The organism is Sorangium sp. So ce1504 (assembly GCF_051521635.1).
Lineage (GTDB): Bacteria > Myxococcota_A > Polyangia > Polyangiales > Polyangiaceae > Sorangium > Sorangium cellulosum_B.
The window spans coordinates 10,586,456-10,608,792 of the sequence record NZ_CP150365.1; the positions used below are offsets into that span (position 1 = coordinate 10,586,456).

17 protein-coding genes are annotated in these 22,337 nt (G+C 71.1%); 1 reads left to right on the forward strand and 16 read right to left on the reverse strand.

Going from position 1 to position 22,337, the window contains the following annotated elements:
• Window positions 1-34: 34 nt before the first annotated feature.
• Complete coding sequence (cysK, locus tag WMF39_RS39875) at window positions 35-991, reverse strand: cysteine synthase A (protein ID WP_437741683.1); 957 nt, start codon at window positions 989-991, stop codon at window positions 35-37.
• 51 nt (window positions 992-1,042) lie between these two features.
• Window positions 1,043-2,113, reverse strand: a complete 1,071-nt coding sequence (locus WMF39_RS39880) for a sulfate/molybdate ABC transporter ATP-binding protein (RefSeq protein WP_437741684.1) — start codon at window positions 2,111-2,113, stop codon at window positions 1,043-1,045.
• 651 nt (window positions 2,114-2,764) lie between these two features.
• Here WMF39_RS39880 and WMF39_RS39885 point away from each other — a divergent pair.
• Window positions 2,765-3,724, forward strand: a complete 960-nt coding sequence (locus WMF39_RS39885) for an NAD-dependent epimerase/dehydratase family protein (RefSeq protein WP_437741685.1) — start codon at window positions 2,765-2,767, stop codon at window positions 3,722-3,724.
• A 16-nt stretch (window positions 3,725-3,740) separates the two neighbouring features.
• Here WMF39_RS39885 and WMF39_RS39890 read toward each other — a convergent pair whose 3' ends face one another.
• From WMF39_RS39890 to WMF39_RS39955, 14 genes are all read right to left on the reverse strand, one after another.
• Complete coding sequence (locus WMF39_RS39890; RefSeq protein WP_437741686.1) at window positions 3,741-4,484, reverse strand: DUF434 domain-containing protein; 744 nt, start codon at window positions 4,482-4,484, stop codon at window positions 3,741-3,743.
• Between the two features lie 386 nt (window positions 4,485-4,870).
• Window positions 4,871-5,653 carry a PP2C family protein-serine/threonine phosphatase gene (locus tag WMF39_RS39895; protein ID WP_437741687.1) on the reverse strand — a complete coding sequence of 261 codons (783 nt, stop codon included), beginning with the start codon at window positions 5,651-5,653 and terminating at the stop codon, window positions 4,871-4,873.
• 690 nt (window positions 5,654-6,343) lie between these two features.
• A complete protein-coding gene (locus tag WMF39_RS39900; protein WP_437741688.1) occupies window positions 6,344-7,870 on the reverse strand; it encodes a PGRS family protein in 1,527 nt (508 codons plus the stop codon).
• Window positions 7,871-7,944: 74 nt separating this feature from the next.
• Window positions 7,945-9,063, reverse strand: coding sequence for a hypothetical protein (locus WMF39_RS39905; protein WP_437741689.1), 1,119 nt, complete (start codon window positions 9,061-9,063; stop codon window positions 7,945-7,947).
• A gap of 171 nt (window positions 9,064-9,234) precedes the next feature.
• Entirely contained in the window at window positions 9,235-10,854 is a 1,620-nt protein-coding gene (locus tag WMF39_RS39910; RefSeq protein ID WP_437741690.1) for a PGRS family protein, read from the reverse strand.
• A gap of 575 nt (window positions 10,855-11,429) precedes the next feature.
• Window positions 11,430-12,230, reverse strand: a complete 801-nt coding sequence (istB, locus tag WMF39_RS39915) for an IS21-like element helper ATPase IstB (RefSeq protein WP_437740573.1) — start codon at window positions 12,228-12,230, stop codon at window positions 11,430-11,432.
• Complete coding sequence (istA, locus tag WMF39_RS39920; protein ID WP_437740574.1) at window positions 12,217-13,716, reverse strand: IS21 family transposase; 1,500 nt, start codon at window positions 13,714-13,716, stop codon at window positions 12,217-12,219. Before istA ends, istB begins: the two co-directional genes overlap by 14 nt.
• A complete protein-coding gene (locus WMF39_RS39925) occupies window positions 13,713-14,084 on the reverse strand; it encodes a hypothetical protein (protein WP_437307435.1) in 372 nt (123 codons plus the stop codon). Before WMF39_RS39925 ends, istA begins: the two co-directional genes overlap by 4 nt.
• A gap of 537 nt (window positions 14,085-14,621) precedes the next feature.
• Window positions 14,622-15,365, reverse strand: a complete 744-nt coding sequence (locus WMF39_RS39930) for a hypothetical protein (protein WP_437741691.1) — start codon at window positions 15,363-15,365, stop codon at window positions 14,622-14,624.
• 199 nt (window positions 15,366-15,564) lie between these two features.
• On the reverse strand, window positions 15,565-17,064 hold the full coding sequence (locus tag WMF39_RS39935) for a PGRS family protein (RefSeq protein WP_437741692.1): 1,500 nt from the start codon (window positions 17,062-17,064) through the stop codon (window positions 15,565-15,567).
• A 73-nt stretch (window positions 17,065-17,137) separates the two neighbouring features.
• Window positions 17,138-18,235 (reverse strand): hypothetical protein, encoded by a 1,098-nt coding sequence (locus WMF39_RS39940; protein ID WP_437741693.1) that lies wholly within the window; start codon window positions 18,233-18,235, stop codon window positions 17,138-17,140.
• Between the two features lie 211 nt (window positions 18,236-18,446).
• Complete coding sequence (locus WMF39_RS39945) at window positions 18,447-20,009, reverse strand: PGRS family protein (protein WP_437741694.1); 1,563 nt, start codon at window positions 20,007-20,009, stop codon at window positions 18,447-18,449.
• A 20-nt stretch (window positions 20,010-20,029) separates the two neighbouring features.
• Window positions 20,030-21,124, reverse strand: coding sequence for a hypothetical protein (locus WMF39_RS39950; protein ID WP_437741695.1), 1,095 nt, complete (start codon window positions 21,122-21,124; stop codon window positions 20,030-20,032).
• Window positions 21,125-21,301: 177 nt separating this feature from the next.
• The gene (locus WMF39_RS39955; protein WP_437741696.1) at window positions 21,302-22,093 is read right to left on the reverse strand and encodes a PP2C family protein-serine/threonine phosphatase; all 792 of its coding nucleotides are present in this window, start codon (window positions 22,091-22,093) and stop codon (window positions 21,302-21,304) included.
• Window positions 22,094-22,337 lie beyond the last annotated feature (244 nt).

Below are 22,337 nucleotides of genomic sequence, written 5' to 3' on the forward strand. Positions count from 1 at the left end.
GGCGACCCGATGTGCGGCTGCCTTCCCTAGCGGTTCAGCGGGGCACGGCCGCGCGAGCGCAGCCGACGAGCTCCTTGAAGAGCGGCGAGGTGACGTACCGCTCCCCGCCGTCGGGAAGGATCACCACGATCCTCTTTCCCTGCATCTCGTCGCGCGCCGCGATCGACAGCGCCGCCGCCATCGCCGCCCCGCCGGAGATGCCGACGAGGATGCCCTCGGTCTTGGCGAGCCGGCGCGCGGCGTCGAACGACTCGTCCTCGGACACGGGCACCACCTCGTCGATGAGCTCGCGCCTGAGGATCTTCGGGACGAAGCCCGCGCCGATGCCCTGGATCAGGTGCGCGCCCACGCGGCCGCCGCTCAGCACGGCCGCGTTCCTGGGCTCGACCGCGATCATCTTCACGCCCGGCTTCTTCTGCTTGAGCACCTCGCCCACGCCGGTGATCGTCCCGCCGGTCCCCACGCCGGCGACCACGACGTCGACCGTCCCGTCCGTGTCCTCCCAGATCTCGCGCGCGGTCGTCACGCGGTGCGCGGCGGGGTTCGCCGGGTTCTCGAACTGCTGGAGCATCACCGCGCCGGGCGTCTCTTCCACGATCTGGCGCGCCCGCGCGACGGCCTGCACCATGAGCGACCCGGGCGTCAGCAGCACCTCGACCCCGAAGGCCCGGAGCAGCGCGATCCGCTCCGGGCTCATCGACTCGGGCATCGTGAGGATCAGCCGGTAGCCCTTCGCCGCGGCGATCATCGCCAGCGCGAGGCCCGTGTTGCCGCTCGTCGGCTCGACGAGGACGCTCCCGGTCTTCAGCTTGCCCTGCCGCTCCGCGTCCTCGACCATCGCGAGGCCGATGCGATCCTTGACGCTGCCGCCGGGGTTCCGGCTCTCGACCTTGCCGATCAGCTCGGCGCGCAGCCCCTTGCCCGCAGAGCTCAGGCGGACGAGGGGGGTGCGCCCGATCGTCGCCGCGATGTCGTCGAAGATTGAAGCCACGTGCCGCCTCCCGTGATGGCCGTTGGCCAGACGGGAGCGCCGGCCAGCGGGCTAGATGGAGTAATCTTGCACGAAGATCTTGGCGTCTCGGAGATTTACCAGCACCCTGTCCCCCTCGGACAGGCCGAGCTCGGCGACGCGATCCTTGGTCAGCTCGACGGAGAGCGGCTGGCCGTCGGAGAGGCGGAGCTCCGCCTTGACCATCCACCCGACCCGCGACAGCCGCTCGACGCGCGCGACGCTGGCGTCGTCGGCGGCGGGCGTCTTCGAGGAGTCGATCCGGGTGTGGACCTCGATGTCGTGCGGACGTACGAAGGCGTGCACGCTCGCGCCGTCGCCGGTCCCGGGGGGGGCGTGCACCGCGAGGGTGCCGAGCGCCGCTTGGCCGTCGCGCACCTCCCCCTTGAGCACGTTGATCGACCCGACGAAGCTCGCGACGAACTCGGTCGCCGGCCGGTCGTAGATCTCCTCCGGGGTGCCGATCTGCTCGACCCGCCCCTTGTGCAGCACGATGACCCGATCGGCGAGGTCCATCGCCTCTTCCTGGTCGTGGGTCACGAAGACGCTCGTGATCCCTCGCTCCTTGTGGAGCCTCCGGATCCACTCGCGCAGCTCGAGGCGGACCTTGGCGTCGAGCGCCCCGAACGGCTCGTCGAGCAGGAGCAGCGACGAGCCTGGCGCGAGCGCGCGCGCCAGAGCGACGCGCTGCCGCTGGCCGCCCGACAACTCGTGCGGGAACCTGCCGCCGAGCCCGTCGAGCTGCACGAGGCTGAGGAGCTCGTCGACGGTGGTCGCGATCTCCTTCCGTGGCCGCTTCCGGATGCTGAGGCCGAAGCCGATGTTGTCGCGCACGCTCATGTGCCTGAACAGCGCGTAGTTCTGGAAGACGAAGCCGATGTTCCGGTCCTGGACGCGGGTGGTGGTCGCGTTCTTGCCATTCAGGACGACCTCGCCGGAGTCGGGGCTCTCGAGCCCGGCGATGATGCGCAGGACGGTGCTCTTGCCACCTCCGCTCGGCCCGAGGAGCGCGACCAGCGCGCCGCTCTCGATCTCGAACGAGACGTCATCGACCACCTTGTTCGGACCGAACCGCTTCGTGAGCCGCTCGACAACAATTCCCATAAGCAACAGCTAGCCTTCCGACCCGTCTCGATCGCTCCTCGGACAGAAAAAGCGAGGGGCCCGAGCGCGCACCAGCGTCGCCTGCCGGGCGGGTAGGCGCAACCAGATTCAGAAATACACATCGGAAAGGTGGGCGTATTTGCAAGAAAGGGGGCGTGCTGATGCAAGAAGGCTGACAGAGGGCAGGAAGCGCGGAGCCGGTGCTCAGGCCGACCCCTCCCGTGTCGGTCAGTCCTCAACCTCGGTCGGTCCTCAACCTCGGTCGGTCCTCAACCTCGGTCGGTCCCAACCTCGGTCGGTCCGCCACTGTCGGGTCCCCAACCTCGGTCGGTCCCGGTCCTGGGCCGATCGGTCGGTCCCCAACCTCGGTCGGTCCGCGGGGCCGATTCGGTCGGTCCTCAACCTCGGTCGGTCCTCAACCTCGGTCGGTCCACGATCTCCAACCCCGGTCGGTCCCCAGTCGGTTCCCGAACCCCGGAGCGAGCTCAGCTGCGCGGCGGGCTTCGCGCGGCCGGCTGCTGCCCGACTCAACGGACGGCCCGAGGTGCTAGCATCGCCGCGCCGCGACGCGGCAGGCCCGGGACCGGAGGCCGCGGCGCGGCTGGACGAGGATGCGAGGCCGCGACGCGGCAGGACCAGGACGGAAGGCGGATGCGTTGTCTGGTGACGGGGGTGGCCGGATTCATCGGCTCCCACCTGGCGGAGCGGTTGATCGAGCTCGGGCACGACGTGCTCGGGGTAGACCGCTTCACCGACTACTACGCCCGCGAGCTCAAGGAGGGGAACCTGGCACGGCTGCGCGGCGAGCCGCGCTTCTCGCTCTCGACGTCCGACCTCGCGACAGACGATCTCCGCCCGCTGCTCTCGGGCCGCGAGGTCGTCTTCCACCAGGCGGCGCAGGCGGGCGTGCGCCCGAGCTGGGGACAGAGCTTCGAGGTCTACCTGCGCGACAACGTGCTCGCGACGCAGCGGCTGCTGGAGGCAGCCAGGGCGCATGGCCAGGTGCGCAAGCTCGTCTATGCCTCGTCCTCCTCCGTGTACGGCGACCCCTCCGGCGACACGGGGGATGTGCCCATGCACGAATCCAGTCGGACCGCCCCCCACTCACCCTACGGGGTGACGAAGCTCGCCGCCGAGCAGCTCTGCGAGCTGTACCGGCGCAACTTCGGCCTGCCCACGATCTCGCTCCGGTACTTCACGGTGTACGGCCCCAGGCAGCGCCCCGACATGGCGTTTCACCGGTTCATCGCCGCCGTGCTGAAGGGCGAGCCGGTCCGCGTGTACGGCGACGGCGAGCAGACGCGCGATTTCACGTACGTGAGCGACGTGGTGCAGGCCAACGTCGACGCCATGGAGGGCGGCGCGGTGGGCGTGTTCAACATCGGCGGTGGCTCGCGGGTGAGCCTCAACGACGCGCTCGGGCTGCTGGGGGAGCTCGCAGGACCCGTGCGCGTCGAGCGGGGAGAGCCGCAGCCCGGCGACGTCCGGCGCACCTGGGCGGACACCGCTGCCGCGCAGGCGGCGCTCCGGTACGTGCCCCGGGTGCCCCTGCGCGAGGGGCTCGCGGCGCAGGTCGCCTGGCAAACGAGGCGGCTCGGGCTCTGCCGGTGACGGGCGCTCCGCGCCCTCAAGCGCCGGCATCACCTCCGCGAGGGACGAGCTCGACCACGCGCGCCGCCGGCACGCGCGCGCCCACGATCTCGTCCGCGAGGTTGACCCAGCGCACGCAGCGATCGAGGACGACGCTGTCGGACGAGATCACGCCCGCCGCCCCCGCGAGGAGGCGGTCGGGATCGGGGACGAGCGTCGCCTCGATCGAGAGGGGCGCGCCCCCGAGCCGCTCCAGGATCCGCGCGCGCAGCCGCCCGGAGCTGGGGATGGCCGCGTCGAGGAGGAAGCGCGCGCGCGCCGCGCCGGCGCCGGACAGCGCGTCGCCGATCCGATCGATGGCCGCGTCGGTCTCCGCGATCGGCGCGTAGCTGCCGCGCAGCCCCGCGAGATCGCGCAGCGCCCCCTCCGGCCCGCGCACGAGCAGCCCGCCCGCGAGCGCCACCTCCAGGGTGATGATCAGGTTGAAGCCGTCGATGTTCGCCTCCGCGCCCTGGAGCGACGAGGACGGCGCGCAGCGCGCGAGGCGCGACGCCCGCTGCGCGTCCGAACAAGCGGCCCGCTGCAGCGCGAGGCGCTGGCGTGCGGCCAGCTGGTGGTGGTCGCCGGCGGTCCGGATCGCGGTGCGCAGCGGATAGCCGCGGCCGAGGAGCCACGTCACCTCCTCGAAGGCCACGCGCAGCGTCCGGACGGCATCGGGGCCGAACAGCCGCTCATCGTCCGGGTGTCCGCCGCGCGGCGCGCCGCTGTGTTCGCCCGCCACGTCACCCGCCTCCCCGGCGCACTGCTGCCATGCTGCGATAGACGACCTGCTGAGGGGCTGCTTGGAGCGACCGTCGGAGGATCTCCGCGCTCGACGCAGAAGGAGTCAGCAGATCAAAGGCCCGTCCGTCCGAACCCAAGACAACCCACCCTGGGGAGGGTGCTGCCATGAGCGCAGAGCAGCCCGCCTCTTTGTCGCGGTGCCGCGCGACACGAAGATCGGTACCGTGTTCGCGCAGGTCTTGTCTTCTCATTTCCTCACCTCCATTTCGGAAATCACGGCCCGCTGTGCTCGAGCTCCTCTGCCGATCGCATTCCTCCGAGCTCCCCGAATTTCTCACCCGCCGTTTCTCGCCCTGCCCGCCCGATCTCATCGCCACCTACCCATCACCCGCCCCCGAGGCGTGCCAGCACGCACGTCACGTTGTCCGGCCCGCCGTGCTCGTTCGCGAGGTCGATCAGAAGGCTCGCCGCCAGGCTCAGGTCGCGATGCGCTCCGAGCACCCCCGCGATCCGCTTCTCGGGCACCGGGCCCCACAGCCCGTCGGAGCACACGAGGAAGACGTCGCCCGGCAGCGTCGCCTCCACCCGCGACTCGATCTCGACGTTCTCGTCGCACCCGAGCGCGCGCGTGACCGCGCTCGCCCGGTCGTTCAGCGCCTCGATCGCTTCCAGCATGCTGTCGCGGTCACCTTCACGGAGCAGCTCCTCCAGCAGCGTGTGATCCCGCGTCAGCCGCTCCAGCCGACCGTCGCGCATCCGGTAGACGCGCGTGTCGCCAACGTGGGCGATGTACGCCATGCCCGGCGCCAGCAGCACCCCCGCGAAGGTGGTGGCCATGCCACGCGTCTCTTTCTGCCGCTGGCTCGCCTCGTAGATCGCCCGGTTCGCCCGCCGCACGCTCATCACCAGCCGCACCTCGTCCCGGTCGTGCGGCGTCGCCGCGCCGTAGGGCCAGGTCTCCTCCAGATCTCCCGCTTCCTCGAAGCAGCTCTTGACCACCTCGATGGCCATCCGCGACGCGACCTCGCCAGCCGCATGGCCGCCCAACCCGTCGGCCACCATGAACAGCCCGAGGCACGGCAGCACCGCGAAGCTGTCCTCGTTATGGCTACGCCGCTGGCCCACGTCCGACTGCGCTGCTGCCTCGATGGCGAGCTGTGGATACACCTTCGTCCTCCTCGCGCGCTCGTCCACAGGACGAGCCGAGCCAAGACGCGCCGCCCTGCGCGGCGCGCGTTTCCCTCGATGTAATCAGGCCGCGCCGCGCGCGGCCTTCGCTACGTCGCTATCTCAACGCAGCCGCAGCGCTGCCAGCACCACGCCGCACAAGACTCCCAGCACGAAGAGCACCGCACCGAGCAGCGCCAGGCGCGACTGCGCTGATCGACCTCGCCCTTGTCCGGCGCCACGCTCGCCACGCCTCGTGCTCGGCGGCTCGGTCCTCGACCGCCCACTTTTCTACCTGGCCCGCCAGCTGCACCAGCAACGCCTCCATCCGGGCGTCCTCGATGCCGCGCGGAAGTGAAGCGAGCGTCATGAGAAAAAGGCGAGGAGCGAGTCGCTGTTCCTGGACTGCGCGCCGAGCGCGAGGGTTGAAGACGATCCAGCTGTCCCTCGGCCAACCCGCCGGCGTGTTGGACCACCCCCGCGGAGCGCTGGTGGTCCGCCGACCGCCCTGCCGAGCCGTTTCCGGGCTCCTCTACCTTTCTAGTTCCGGCGAGCAGTCCTGGATTGCTGCACAATCGTCCGGCGGTTGCATTTTTTTCTCCGCGACCCTGGTGACGCTGTGCGTCGGATGACGCGGCGAAGCGGTGGCGGGGGGCGGGAGGGGAGCGGTGCGGCCAGGCTGTCGGGGGCTCACGGCAGCTCCTGGGTGTCGGCGGCCATGCCATCTTGGCCGGCGTTCTCGGTGATGTTGTTGTTGCCACCCGGACCGCCGCTGCCTGGTGCGCCGGGGGTGAGCGTGGTCTGGCCCTGCTGGACGACGGGGGTGCCGCGGAAGGCGATGGGGAGCGACGGACCGCCGAGGCCGCCGCCGCCAGGGCCGCCGGGGCCGCCCTGTCCGCCTTTGCCGCCGTCGCATGCCGCCTTCGATATCCCGACGCCAACGCCGCCCGTGCCGCCGTTGCCGCCCAGGCCTCCCGGTTGGAGATTGCCACCCTTGCCGCCGTTGCCGCCGCGTCCGGCGGTGAGGGTGCAGTCGATGAGGGTGACGCTGGCATCGACGCTGGCGAAGGCGATGCTGGCGCCGCCCGGGCGGCCGCCCTGCCCTGCCAGGCCGCCGCAGCCGCCGGCGCCGCCGCTGCCGCCGCTGGCGCCGGCGCCCGGGACGCCGCCGGTGCAGACGGGGCCGCCCTTGGCGCCGCCGCCGCCGCCGCCGCCCTGGCCGGGCGTACCGGGCGTGCCGTCGCCGCCGGGTACGCCGGTGTAGCCGGTAGCGCTCAGCGCGCCGAGGCCGCTGGCGCCGACGCCGGATGGGCCGGGGGTGCCGTTTGCACCGGCGCTGCCACCGCCCTTGGTTGGATCGTTCGGGATGGCACCACAGCTCCAGCTGTGGCTCATCGACGGGGGCTCTCCAGCGCCCGCTTGTCCCTCGACCCCGGTCTGGCCTGATGCGCCGTCCGTACCGTTGCCGACGTTCCCATTGCCACCGTTGCCGCCGACGGACAGCTCGCCGCCGCACTCGTTGACCACCTGCGCGCCGCCGTTGAGCGTCGCGTCGGGGCCCTCCACGTCATCGAGGTCGCTGCATGCATCGACGCCGTTGCTGCCGCCCGGCGCGCGCTCCGGCGCCTCGCTCGGCGCGTCGTCGCCGTCGGCACCATCGGCCGCGTTGCCTGCGACGAGGGCGCAGCGCGTGAGCTCCGCACTTGCTCCGTCTGCGAGCACGGCGATCGACGAGCCGCCCTTCGTCGATGCGTCGGGCGCGCGCGCCTCGATGTCCTCGACGCGCGTGGTGCCTTCGCCGCGCGCGAGCATCAGCGGGATCGCCTCGGCTTCCGGTGCGACGATGGTCTTCGCTTGCTCGCCGATCCATGTCCAGCCGTTGGCGCAGTCGAGACCGCCGAAGAGGGCGACGCCGGCGGGCACCTCGACCGCTTCAGCAAACGGCTCGGCGCACGCGTAGACGTCGCTGCCGTTATCCCCGGCGCGTCGCAGCGCCTCGGCGAGCGTCTTGACGGGTGCGGCCTTGGTGCCCGTGTTGCCATCGTTGCCACTCGCGGCGACGAACACGCCGCAGCTGTCAGCCACAGCCACGGCGCCGTCGGCTTCGCTCGGCACACAGACCGAGGGCACGATCGTCGTGCCCCTGCCTCGGTACTTCTCGCAGGTGAGCATGAACTCGCAGTCGTCGGTGTAGTTGACACAACAGACCGAGGTCATCCAAGCGCCTCCGACCATGATGCTCACGAACAAGGACCTCAGCGTTCGCTGCACGGCACCCTCCATCGTTCTCCTCACCACGCCCCCGACAGAGTGAAGCGCCCACCTCGCGCGTAGACCTGAGGCAACAGACGCAGGCCAGTCGACGTGGTCGCGCCTGCGCGAGGCCATAGCGCATACGCGAGCGCACCAATGGCGACGGCTCCCGAGGCGGCGTAGGTCACCATCGCGACGTGCCCGAACGATTCAGCACGAGACGCCGTCTTGTAGAGCTCGCGGCAACGCATGTTGAACGCGTCCGACGTCCCCAAGCAGCCACCGCCGTCCCCATGGATCGCTGCCCGCTGCACGCGCATGTCCGCACTCGCTGCGTTCGACGCCACCGTGCACCCCACCGCCACCCCGAGCCCCACCGCGCTCGCCGCCCCCAGCGCGATCACCGGCACCCAGTTCCGCGGCTCCTCCACCGCCGCCCCCGCTGCGGGCACCTTCGTCTTCTCCTCTCCGACCTTCCCGACCACCGGCGCGCCTGCCGCCCCCGGCCGCGTCGCCATCTTCGGTTTGAGCTCCGTCGCGATCTCCTCGCGCGACCCCTCCACGGCCGCCACCTGGATCATCGCCTCCTCGTACCCCGCGCGCCGGATCACGATCCGATACTCCCCTGGCTCCACGTAGATCTCGTGCTTCAGCTCCTCCGCCGGCACGTGCTCCCCGTCCACGAACACCTCCGCGTCCGCCACGTTCTTCACCCGCACGTGCAGCGTCCCCACCTGCGCCTTCGCCGCCGACAGCAGCGCCTGCATCCGCGCCAGCCGCTCAGGCTCTATCTCCGGACCCACCGTGCGCACCCCGTACGCAAGGTGCTTCGCCGCCGACGCAGGCTTGTTCAGCCGCAGCTGCACCTGCCCGAGGTTCGCCGCGATGTCGAACGTCCTCAGGCGCGACCACGCGCGCAGGTACGCGAGCTCCGCTTCCTCCAGCCGCCCCTCCATGTGAGCCTTCCGCCCTTCCTCGAAGTCACGCACCGCTCGCTCTCGCTCGCTCTCCGCGCTCGGCCTCGGCGTCGCTCGCTCCTCGCCGCGGACGCTGCTCGTCGCTGCCGTGCTCCCGAGCAGCACCGACATCGCCAACCACCCCGCATGCAGCTCTCGCCTCACGGTCGCTCCCTCGTCCTCGCAACGTCCGCCGTCCACGTGCTCGCTCCTCGCTCGCTCGCCGCGCTCGCCGTCCCGTCGAGCGCACACACGTCTCCCGCTCGTCGCGCCTGCTCCAGCGCGCCGTCTCGCCCTTCGTCCGTTCTTCCCGACGCCGCGCAGCTGCTGCGACGAAGGCTCCGCCACAGCAGCGCCGCTCACGACCTCACTTCAGAACGCCCGCGCCTCGGCCTTCACGCCCGCGGCGCCCTCGCCCTCCGCGTTCGCACCCGCGCCGCCCGGACCCGCGTCGCCCAGCTCCACCGTCGCTCCTTCCACAGGCGGCGCCGCGCCCTTGTATGCAATCCCGAGCGTGTGACCGCCTCGACCGCCGCCACCGGGACCGCCAGCGCCTCCCTTGCCACCCGCGCCGCCCGCGCACGCGTCGTGCAACGCCGTCGCTTCCTCGGGCTTCGTCCCGCCAGGACCGCCGGCGCCTCCTGCGCCTCCCTCCTGGCCGGCGCCTCCCTTGCCTCCGGCTCCGCCGCGCCCCGTCTTCAGCGTCACCTCCTCGAAGCTCAGCGCCGCATTCAGGCTGATCAGCGCGATGCTCGCTCCGCCCGCGCCGCCGCCTCGACCTCCGGCTCCGCCGCAGCCACCGGCTCCGCCCGAGCCGCCGCTCGCGCCGCCGCCTCGACCTCCGGCTCCGCCGCAGCCACCGGCTCCGCCCGAGCCGCCGCTCGCGCCGCCCGCCGACGCTTCGTTCGGGCACTTGTCTGCGCCCGCGCCGCCCTTCGCTCCTCCGCCTCCGCCTCCGCCTTGCGCGGTGCTGCCCCTCGCGCCATCGCGGCCGGTGACGCCGGCGTAACCGGAGGCGCTGATCTCGCCCAGGCCGATCGCACCGGCTCCAGCTTCACCCGCGGCGCCTTCGGCACCAGCGGCCCCTTCGGTGCACACAGCTGCACCTTCGCCTTTGCCTCCGTTCAGCGTTTCCCCGGGCGAGCCCTCGGTCCCGGAAAAGCCGGTTTCCGCTGCTCCTACGCCGCCCAGGCCGCCGGAGGAGTCATCGCTCGCGTCCTCCGGCGTGCCGCAGTCGTTCTTCGCGCTCGCACCGGGATCGACAAAGTCTTCCGAACATGCCGTGTTGCCGCTGTTCCCCATCGCGCCCCCCATCGCGCTCACCTCGTACAGCGCCCCATCGACCCCCGCCGCCGCGTCGCCCGCCTCCAGCATGCACCGCGCGAGCTCCACGCTCACGTCTTCCGCCACCGCCGCGATCGACGACGCTCCCACAAGCGCCACGTCCTCCGGATCGATCCCGCGCGCCTGCACGTGCACGTCCTCCACGCGCACGGTCGCCTCGGTTCCACCGCTGCGCACCACCAGCGGGATCTCTCCTGCCCTCGCCGTCAGCACCGTCTTCCTCTGGTCACCGGCCCATGCCCAGCCGCTCGCGCAGTCGAGCCCCCCATAGATCGTCACGCTCCCCGCGACCTCCACCGCCTCCTCGAACGTCTCCGCGCACGCATACACCCGCCGCGTCCTGCTCTTCTCCGCCAGCGCGAGCGCCTTGCCCACCGTCTTCACAGGCGCATCTTTCGTCGCCCCGTTCTCGTCGTCCCCGGACGACGACACGAACACACCGCACGTATCGCTCACAGACGACGACGTCGACTCGCTTGGAACGCACCCTTCCGGCGTCCCGCCGGCATCACCGTTGAGGAAGTGAGAGCACGTGCGCATGTAATCGCAGTCGCTCGTCAGCCCGATCGATAACGCGTCGCAGCCGCTCGCAACTCCGGCAACAGCAACCCCCCAGCGCATCCACCGCATCACCCGCGCGTTCTTCATCGTGCTCACCATGCTCCGACCACGAGCACACCGCCTCCGCCTGCGTGTGTTCGAGGCAACACACGCAATCCATGGCTCGCCGAAGGGGGGCGTCGAGGCCACAGCGCATACGCAGCAGCGGCGATCGCTAGAGCGCCCGACGCCGCATAGCTGACGACGGACGCCGTTCCGAAGCCCTCGGCGCGCTTTGCCTCATGTCGGAGTTCGCGACAGTGCTGTGTCAGATCGCTCGGCGGCTCGATGCACTGTCCGTTCGCGTACCGGAGCGCTTCCTCATCCTTGTCCGCGGAGGCTCGCGCATTTGTCGAGAGCACCGTTGTCGTGACGCCTACCGCCAACCCCACCGCGCTCGCCGCCCCCAGCGCGATCACCGGCACCCAGCTCCGCTCCTCCACGCGCGCCCCCGCCGCGGGCGGCTTCGTCTTCCCCGCCCTGTAGATGGCCTCGGAGATCCGCAGGAATCTAACCACGCAGATCCGCGGAAACGTGCCGCGCGCGTCCGCAGAAAAATGACCGCGGCGCCCGCGGAAATCTGACCCCGGGCGCCGCGGAAATCTGACCTGGCGTCGGCCGGGTCAGCGCTTCTTCGCTGCCGCGGGCGGCTCGGGGGCCTCCGGCCCCGGCTTGGGTCGCGCCTCGCTCATGGCCAGCGACTCCTTCTGCCGCCACGAGTCGGCGTCGATGTCGAGGATGTGGCAGTGCTGGACGAAGCGGTCGATCAGCGCCGAGACGCACGCTGCGCCCGGAAAGACCGTGCTCCACTGCTTGAACGGCAGATTCGTCGTCAGCACGAGCGAGCGGCTCTCGTGCCTGCGGCTGATGATGTTGTAGAGCAGGTCGGCAGACTGACGGCTGCACGGCAGATAGCCGATCTCGTCCAGAATGAGCAGCGACGGGGCCGTGTATTTCCGCAGCCGTCGTTCGAGGGCCGGCAGCGACTCCTGCTTGAGCAGATCGGCGAGGGCGGCCGACAGCGTCGTGAAGCGCACGGTATAGCCGCGCTGGAGCGCGAGCATGCCGAGGTTCTGGGCGAGCATCGTCTTGCCGACGCCGCTCGGACCCCGGAGCAGGATGTTGTGCCCCTTGGCGATGAAGTCGAGCGTCATGAGCTCCTCGACGAGCTCACGCTGGATCGTGCGCGGGTGGTTCCAGTCGAAGCGATCGAGGGGCTTGAAGGTGCCGATGGTCGCCGCCTTGGCGCGCGCGGCGAGATTGCGCTCGGCGCGCTCGCGGTGGGCGATGGCGGCGAGCTCCTCGAACGTCTGCACCGGCGACAGGCGCGCCGTGGTGGCATGCGCGATGAGCGCGAGCAGCGCCTCGCGCGACACGCGTACGCCGAGGGAGCGAACCAGCTCAGCGACGTCATCGTTGGGCATCGTAGGACTCCAGGTCGTGGGGGATCACGTCGCGATCGGGGACGTGGGCTCCGAGAGCGATGTCGACGGGGACAGGGCCGTTGGCGGCGCGGCGGCGCTCCTCGCAGAGCACGGCGAGGGCACCGGGATCGTGGGTGCCGCGGGCGATGGCCTCGCGCGCCGCAGCGCCGAGGATCTCGACGCCGTACAGGTCGAGAAGGCGCAGGGCCTTGGCCGTCATGAAGCCGACGTTGCGACCGGCCTCCACCCAGCGCTCTTGCAGGATCTCGAAGCCGGGGATCGCGGCGCCGAGCCGATCGCGCCCCTTGGCCTCGCGCGCGGCGCGCTTGTGGTCGAGCAGCTCGGCACGGTGCTCGGGCGCCTCGATGCTCTGGTGTCGTCCCCAGCAGCGCACGTGCCGCGCGACCTCCGTGCCGCCGTCCGAGAGCCGCACGGTCGTGTCATTGGCGACGAGCATCAGCGTCTTGCCGTGGTGGATCGACGGCGCCGAGTAGCGGTTTCCGTCGAAGTGCACGAAGGCGGTTTTGTCGACGGGCACGGGCTCGACGAGGTCCGTCTCCGGCAGCGGATCGGGCAGCGCGAGCAGCCGCGTCCTCTCCTCCGCGAGCACCTGGTCGACGCGCCGCTCAGGCCATCGCGGGTGCGGGCGCACGTTGGCGATCTCGTCGAGGAAGACGAGCAGCTCGGCGTTGCCACGCTCGAGGTCACGAATCGTGCGCGCGGCGAAGAAGCGGTCGCGCAGGAAGCGAATCGCTCGCTCGACCTTGCCCTTTTGCTGCGGTTTGCGCACGGCGCAGAGCCGCGGCGCGACGCAGAGCTGACCGGCGAGCGCGAGCAGGTCCGGGTGGAAGCGCACGGCGTCGCCGTGGCGCTCGAGGACAACGGTCTTGGGATTGTCGAAGAGCCATTGTCTCGTCGCGCCGCCGAAGTAGCAGCACGCGCGCACGAGCGAGCGGCGAAGCGAGCTTGCGGACAGGTCGAGCACGAGCTCACCCCAGATCGCGCGCGAGTACGACAGGACCATGACGAAGGCCCAGAGTTGGCGCGTGCCGCCCGCGACGCGCAGCTTGCCGACGTAAGCCCAGTCGACCTGGGCCTGCTCGGCGATGAGCGGCTCGACGCGGAGGAAGGCCTCGCTCTTCGGCGCCGGGCGCACGAGCCGAACATGCCGTCGCACCGTGCGCACACTGCCCTCGTAGCCGCGCTCCACCAGCATGTCGTACAGGCGCGTGGCGCGGAGCCGAGGATACTGTGTCAGCGTCTCGATGACGAAGGCCTCGTAGCCGCGCAGCGGCAAAGGCACCTCGCTCACCGCGGCATCCGCGTCGCGAACGACGGGCCGCGAGCGCGCCCCCTTGCCGAGGCCGAGCACGCGCTCGACGGCGTCGTGGTGCAGGCCGAGCTGCGTCGCGATGGTGCCGATCTTCCAGTGCTCGGCGAAGTGCAGGCGGCGGATCTCCGCCTCCTTGGCCTCGTCGATCGTCATCGACCGAGGCTCCTGCGAAGGCGATGCTCGCCGCGGAAGTTACCGAGTCCCGGCAGGCGTTGCCCGCGGCGGGGCGGGGCGTCCATGAACAGAGGCTCGACGACGTAGTGCAGCGTCGCGCGCGCGACGCCGAGGCCGTCGCACAAACCCAGCGCGAACAAGATGTCCTCGGACTCCGCAGAAACGACAGCACGGACCCTCTGGTCGTGCCAGAGCGCCATTGACTCGCACAGCATCGGCCCGGCGAACCGATGCGCCGGCGTGGCCACTGACCGCAGCCGGGCCTTCATCACCTCGTCGGGCCCCTGCGTCAGCAGCACCCGCGTCTCCTGCGGCGTCGCGGAGATCGTCATCACCAACTCGTCCATCCCTCGACTCCTGCGGGCCGGCGACGGCCACGTCGTCCTTCGACGTCGGCGCGCCGATCCGCGGGCATACGCTGGCGGATGCGGGCAAGTTGTCGGAACCGATATCCATCACGCGCCGGCCCCGTCGGGCGCGGTAGACACGCTGGCGATCACGGTGATCGAGGCGCCCCTCGTGGGAGCTCTGGTGCCGCAGCCGAGCCGCGCGCTGCGCCCGCTGGCGAGCCGTGTCGCGGCAGCCGCTGCCGCAGTAGAGCTGCCCTCGATCACACCGGCCGCAGACGAAGAAGATCACGGCGCAGAGCCCGCAGCGGGCGAGCCGGAAGCTGTCTTGCACGAGTCCCCGGACCAGGGCGCCGGGAAGTTGCCCTCGGCGGCTGGGTCGTGCGAGACAGGCCGAACATCGGTCTGTCGCCGATCCCCGGAAGGCCCTGGTCGCTACCCAGGGCCTTCTTCTTTCCAGCGCACCGCTTGGGCTCGATCTCTACCGCCGCGCCTCGCGCTGGCGAACTTCCCGGCCGCCCGCGCTCGCCCCAGGCGTCACGAGGTGAGGGGCAGAAATCTGCGGATCGGGGGGACCATCAACACCGCCCCGCTCGCCGCCGCCACCGCCGCGCCGTTCGCGCCCGCGGCGCCCGGCAGCTTCGCTTTCTGCACCGTCATCTCCGGCGCCTTCGCCTCCACCGGCTTCATCGTGACGGGCACCGTCTCCCGCACCCCCGCCGCCGCCACCACCCGGATCGCCGTCTCCTCGTACCCCGCGCGCCGGATCACGATCCGATGCTCCCCGGGCTCCACGTAGATCTCGTGCTTCACCTCCTCCGCCGGCACGCGCTCGCCGTCCACGAACACCTCCGCGTCCGCCGCGTCCGTTCCCTGAAGCTGCACCGCTCCCACCTGCGTCCTCGCCTCGTCCAGCAGCGCCAGCATCCGCGCAAGCCGCTCCGGCTCGATCTCAGGACCCACCGTCCGCACCCCGTACGCAAGGTGCTTCGCCGCCGACGCAGGCTTGTTCAGCCGCAGCTGCACCTGCCCGAGGTTCACCGCGATGTCGAACGACTTCAGCCGCGACCACGCTCGCAGGTACGCGAGCTCCGCTTCCTCCAAGTGGCCGGCCAGATGCGCCCGGCGGCCTTCCTCGAAGTCGCGCACCGCGCGCTCACGCTCGCTCTCCTCGCTCGGCCGAGGCTTCGCCCGCTCCTCTCCGCAGGCGCTGGTCGTCGCTGCCGTGCTCCCGAGCAGCACCGACATCGCCAGCCATCCCGCATGCAGCTCTCGCCTCACGATCGCTCCCTCATCCGTGCAACATCCGCCATCCACGTGCTCGCTCCTCGCTCGCCGCGCTCGCGCTCTCTCCGCGCACACGTCCGCCGTTCGTCGCGCCAGTTCCAGCGCGCCGTCCCGTTGGTCGTCTCCTCCGTCCCACGCCGCTCCGGCGCTGCGGCTCATGCTCCGCCGCAGCCGCGTCGCTCACAACGTCACATCAGAACGCCTGCACCTCGGCCTTCACGCCCGCAGCTCCCTCGCCCTCCGCCTTCGCGCCCGGCCCGCCGGTGCCCGCTTCGCCCAGCTCGATCACCGCCCCTTGCACCGGCGGCGCCGCGCCCTTGTACGCGATCCCCAGCGCGTGACCGCCGCGACCGCCGCCTCCTTGACCACCGGGGCCTCCCTTGCCACCGGCACCGCCGGCGCACGCGTTGTTGAGCGCCGTCGCTTCCTCGGGCTTCGTGCCGCCAGGCCCACCGGCCCCTCCAGCACCGCCCTCCTGGCCAGCGCCGCCCTTGCCGCCTGCTCCGCCTCGCCCCGTCTTCAGCGTCACGTCCTCGAAGCTCAGCGCCGCGTTCAGGCTGATCAGCGCGATGCTCGATCCTCCCGCGCCGCCGCCTCGCCCGCCGGCTCCTCCGCAACCGCCCGCGCCTCCAGAGCCGCCGCTCGCGCCGCCCGCTAACGCTTCGTTCGGGCACTTGTCTGTACCTGCGCCGCCCTTCGCTCCGCCTCCTCCGCCTCCGCCTTGCGCAGTGCCGCCCTTCGCGCCATCGCGGCCGGAGACACCGGTAAAGCCGCTGGCGCTGATCTCGCCGAGACCGGTGGCGCCCGCACCAGGGCCCCCCTCGGAGCCGTTCGCGCCTGCGGTCCCGTCGGTGCACACCGCCGCACCTTCGCCTTTGCCTCCGTTCGTCAAATTCTCCGGAGCACCGGGAATCCCGAGGAGGCCCGTGTCCGCTTCACCTGCGCCGCCTGAGCCTCCGCGCGAGTCATCGCTGGCATCCTCCGGCGTGCCGCAGTCGTTCTTGACCGACAACCCACCCAGCGACGCAGGTGCCGAGCACGCTTCGGTTCCTTCGTTCCCCATCGCGCCCCCCATCGCGCTCGTCTCGTACGCGGCTCCCTCGGCTCCCGCAGCCGCATCACCTGCCTCCAGCACGCACCGCGCGAGCTCCACGTTCACCTCTTCCGCCACCGCCGCGATCGACGACGCTCCCGCGAGTTCCACGTCATCCGGCTCGATCCCGCGCGCCAGCACGTGCACGTCCTCCACGCGCACGGTCGCCTCGACGCCCCCACCGCGCACCACCAGCGGGATCTCTCCTGCCTCCGCCGTCAGCACCGTCTTGCGCTGCTCGCCGGCCCAGCCCCATCCGCTCGCGCAGTCGAGCCCTCCGTAGATCGTCACGCCCTGCGTGACCTCCACTGCTTCCTCGAACGTCTCCGCGCACGCGTACACCCGACGCTTCTCATTCTTCTCCGCCAGCGCTAGCGCCGCCCCCAGCGTCTTCATCGGCGCCTCTTTCGTCGCAGTGTTCTCGTCGCTCCCCAACGACGACACGAACACCCCGCACGTGTCGTCCACCGCCATGGGGTTCTCGCTCGGCACGCAGACGGCGGGCGTCCCACCACCGGTGCCGCCAGCGCCGCCATCACAGAGGAGCTTGATCGTGCAGTCCTCCGGCATCGTGTACGGAAAGCAACCTAACCCCGTCACGGTTGGCCCCACCAGCAACACCCAAGCCCAGCAAGCAGTTCGATGCATGATCATTTCTCTCCGCGGCGCCTGGTCAGAGCACACCGCCCACGACAATCCCCAGGCTGCTGGCTCGGACGATGGGTGTCACATGCACGTGTCGGTCCGGCACTGAACGGCGAGTAGCGAGCCCGTAGACGAGCGTCCCAACCCCGACGGCTCCTGCGCTGGCGAAACTCCAGAACGCCGCGTTACTGAATGCATAGCGGTCGTCTACAGATTCGCTCAGCTCACGACATCCTGCCCGCGGATCGGAAGCCCCGCACGCACCCGTGCCACCGGCGCTGCGCAAGCGGCTTCGCTCTGTGTCTGCATCGCTGCCGTTCGCGTTCGCTAGGAATGTGAGTACCACCCCCGCAATCGCAGCCGCCCCCGCTGTCGCCGCACCACCGATCAGCACCGCCGTCCTCGGCCCTTCCGGTCGCGCCGGCACCGTTGGCGGAGACGACCACCCGGCTTTCCGCGGCATCGGCGCCATCACCGCCGGCGCCTTCGCCTCCGGCCCCGTCGTCTCCGGCGCCTTCACCGCCTTCGGCGTCAGCTCCGGCATGACCGTCTCGGTCACCCCCGGCGCCGCCACCAGCCGCACCGCCTCGTCCTCGTACCCCGCTCGCCGGATCACCAGCGTGTGCTCCCCCGGGTCCACGTACAGCTCATGCTTCACCGCGTCCTCCGGCACGCGCTCGCCGTCCACGAACACCTCCGCGTCCGCCACGTCCGTTCCCTGAAGCCGCACTGCCCCCACCTGCGCCTTCGCCTCGTCCAGCAGCGCCAGCATCCGCGCTAGCCGCTCCGGCTCGATCTCCGGGCCCACCGTGCGCACCCCGTACGCAAGGTGATTCGCCGCAGACACAGGCTTGTTCAGCCTCAGCTGCACCTGCCCGAGGTTCACTGCGATGTCGAACGACTTCATCCGCGCCCACGCACGCAGGTACAGGAGCTCCGCTTCCTCCAGACGACCCGCGATGTGCTCCCGACGCCCTTCCTCGAAGTCGCGCAGCGCAACATCGCGCGCGCTCACCTCACTCGACGGAGGTTTCGCTCGCTCCTCGCCGCGGACGCTGCTCGTCGCTGCCGTGCTCCCGAGCAGCACCGACATCGCAAGCCATCCCGCATGCAGCTCTCGTCTCACGATCGCTCCCTCATCCACGCAACATCCACCGTCCACGTGCTCGCACCTCGCCCAGTCGCTCGCCGCGCTCGTTCTCCCGCCACGCGCGCACACGTCCCCGTTCGTCGCGCCTACTCCAGCGCGACGTTTCGCTCTTCTCTCTCGTCGCCTCGCTCCACGCGGCGGTTGCGGCGTCCTGTTCGCCGCGACCACCGCGTCGAGCCGCGTCACCTCAGAACGCCCGCGCCTCGGCCTTCACACCCGCGGCGCCCTCGCCCTCCGCGTTCGCACCCGCGCCGCCCGGACCCGCGTCGCCCAGCTCCACCGTCACGCCTTGCACCGGCGGCGCCGCGCCCTTGTACGCGATCCCTAGCGCGTGACCGCCTCGCCCTCCGCCACCGGGACCGCCCGCTCCTCCCTTGCCGCCCGGACCACCAGCGCACGCGTCGTGCAGCGCCGTCGCTCCTTCGGCCTTCGTCCCGCCTGGACCGCCCGCTCCTCCAGGACCGCCTTCTTGGCCTGCACCGCCTTTGCCTCCAGCTCCGCCGCGCCCCGTCTTCAGCGTGACCTCCTCGAAGCTCAGCTGCGCGTTCAGGCTCATCAGCGCGATGCTCGATCCGCCCGCGCTGCCGCCTCGACCACCGGCACCACCGCAGCCGCCAGCACCACCTGAGCCGCCGCTCGCGCCACCGGCCACCGCTTCATCCGTGCACTTGTCTACGCCCGCGCCGCCCTTCGCTCCGCCTCCTCCGCCTCCGCCCTGCGCGGTGCCGCCCTTGGTGCCGTCGCGGCCGGCGGCGCCGGTGAAGCCGCTGGCGCTGATCTCGCCGAGACCGGTCGCACCGGCGCCAGGCCCGCCCACGGTGCCGTCGTCTCCCGCGGTCCCGTCCTTGCAGCGCACCTCTCCTTCTTCACCCGTGCCGCCGTTCAGGATCGCCCCGGGCGAACCTTTGTCCCCCCCGCCGCCTTTGCCCGCTTGACCGATGCCGCCGGCACCACTGAGCGAATCGTCGCTCTCATCCTCCGGCGTGCCGCAGTCGTTCTTCACTTCTCCGCCCGGAACGACGAGGGCTTCCGAGCACGCCGCGTTGCCGCCGTTCCCCATCGCGCCCCCCATCGCGCTCACCTCGTGCAGCGCCCCGTCTGCTCCCGCCGCCGCATCGCCTGCCTCCAGCACGCACCGCGCGAGCTCCACGTTCACCTCTTCCGCCACCGCCGCGATCGACGACGCTCCCGCCGACTCCACGTCGTCAGGTTCGATCCCGCGCGCCTGCACGTGCACGTCCTCAACGCGCACCTTCGCCTCTGCTCCCCCGCCGCGCATCAGCAACGGGATCTCTCCTGCCCCCGCCGTCAGCACCGTCTTCCTCTGCTCGCCGGCCCAACCCCATCCGCTCGCGCAGTCCAGGCCCCCGTAGATCGTCACGCTCCCCGCGACCTCCACCGACTCCGCGAACGTCTCCGCGCACGCGTACACACGCCGCGTTCCGGTCGCTTCCGCCTGCGCCAACGCGGCACGCAGCGTCTTCAACGGCGCCTCCTTCGTCGCGTCGTTCTCGTCGCTCCCGGACGTCGACACGAACACACCGCACTCGTCGTCCACTCCGGCGGCGTTCTCGCTCGGCACGCACGCGATGGGTGGTGCACCACCACCGGAACCGCTACTCATGAAGTGAGAGCACGTCCGAAGCAGTTCGCAGTCGTTCTCGATGTGGTACCAGAGGCCATCGCAAGCGACGCCCTGCATGGCGCTCATCCACATCATCAGGAGCAAGCACTGCCTGCGCAGGCTCATTGTCTGTGCCTTTGAGGTCTTCACCACGCACCTGCCACGATGACGCCAGCCGTGCGTGAGCCTCCGAACGGCGTCACGCGCACCGCTGTTTCTGTTGACTTCTGAGGGTTCGGCCACACTGCATAGGCGGCCGCGGCGATAGCCAGCCCCGCCGACACGATGTAGCTGCCGAGCGCGAGGTCGCCCATCGTCCCAGCACGCGACGCAGCGTCGCTCGTTTGTGTGCAGGTCTCCATGAACTCTCCTCGTGGCGCGATGCACTGCTCGTTCGCTCTCGCGAGCACATCGCTGTACCGGTGCGCATCCGCGCTCGCGTCGTTCGACGCCACCGTGAACCCCACCGCCACCCCGAGCCCCACCGCGCTCGCCGCCCCCAGCGCGATGACCGGCACCCAGCTCCGCTGCTCCTCCACCCGCGCCCCCGCCGCGGGCGCCTTCGTCTTCGCCTCCCCCTTCGCCGCTGCCGCCGCGCCCTGCGCGCCCTTCGAGCCTCCGGCCCCCGGCACCTTCGCCCCCGCCGCGCTCGTCTCCGGCGCCTTCACCGCCTTCGGCTTCAGCTCCGGCATGACCGTCTCGGTCACCCCCGGCGCCGCTACCAGCCGCACCACCTCGTCCTCGTACCCCGCTCGCCGGATCACCAGCGTGTGCTCCCCAGGCTCCACGTACAGCTCATGCTTCACCGCGTCCTCCGGCACACGCTCGCCGTCCACGTACACCTCCGCGTCCGCCACGTTCTTCACCCGCACCTGCAACGTCCCCGCCCGCGCCTTCGCCGCCTCCAGCAGCGCCAGCATCCGCGCCAGCCGCTGCGGCTCGATCTCAGGACCCACCGTCCGCACCCCGTATGCAAGGTGCTTCGCCGCCGACGCGGGTTTGCCCAGCACCAGCTGCACCTGTCCGAGGTTCGCCGCGATCTCGACCGACTTCAGCCGCGCCCACGTCCGCAGGTACAACAGCTCCGCTTCCTCCAGCCGGCCCGCGAGGTGCGCGCTCCGGCCCTGCTCGAAGTCCCGCACCACGCGGTCACGCTCGCTCTCCGCGGTCGGCACCGGCTGCGCTCGCTCCTGTCCGCGCGCGCTCGTCGTCGCCGCCGCGCTTCCGAGCAACACCGACATTGTCAGCCAACCTGCACGCATCTCTCGCTTCACGGTCGCTTCCTCGCTCTCGCGAAGTCCGCCATCCACGTGCCCGCTCCCCGCGCTCCTCCGCGCTCGGTATCTCGCAGCACGCGCACACGCTTGGGTCTTGGTGCGCCCGTGACGGGAGGCAGCAACGCGTCATCGCCGCGCACGTCACCCGCCTCCGAGGCGCGCCAAGACGCACGTCACGTTGTCCGGCCCACCGTGCTCGTTGGCCAGATGGATCAGCAACTCCGCCGCAAGGCTCAGGTCGCGGTGCGCCTCGAGGATCCCGGCGATGCGCCGCTCGGGCACCGGGCCCCATAGCCCATCGGAGCACACGAGAAAGACATCGCCCGGTGCGGTGGCCTCCACACGCGACTCGATGTCGACGCTCTCGTCGGCCCCCAGTGCGCAAGTGACCGCGCTCGCCCGGTCGCTCAGCGCCTCGACCGCCTCCCGCGCTCCGTCGCCGTCCCCGAGCAGCTCTTCCAGCAGCGTGTGGTCTCGCGTCAAGCGCTCCAGCGTCCCCCCGCGCATCCGGTAGACGCGCGAGTCGCCCACGTGTGCGATGTACGCCATGCCGGGCGCGAGCAGCACGCCCGCGAAGGTCGTCGCCATGCCGCGCATCGCCTCCTGCTGCTGGCTGGCCTCGTAGATCGCCCGGTTGGCCCGCCGCACGCTCAGCACCAGCCGCACCTCGTCCCAGTCGCTGGGCGTCGAGGTCCCGGTCGTCGTTGTCCCGCGGGGCCAGGTTTTCTCCAGGTCGCCGTCCTCCTCGAAGCAGTTCCTGACCACCTCGATGGCCATGCGGGATGCGACCTCGCCGGCCGCGTTGCCGCCAAGGCCATCGGCCACCATGAACAGCCCCAGGTACGGCAGTGCCGCAAAGCTGTCTTCATTGTGGCTGCGCCGACGCCCGACGTCCGACTGCGCTGCCGCCTCGATGGCGAGCTGTGGGTACACGATCGTCCTCCTCGCGTGCTCGTCGCTGAGACGAGCCGAGCCAAGGCGCGCCGCGCATCGCGGCGCGCTCAATCCTCCTCACGATCACCTCAGCGCACGAGGCGCTGCTCCCTGCTCAGCGCGCGTGGGCCACGTCAGCGCACGCACGCGCGGCGCGCGCTCGCACCCGTCAGCCGCCTGGCCAAAAAGGGGTCCGCTTCTCCCGGACTGCTGCCAATGGCCATTGGATAGATATCCCGACTAT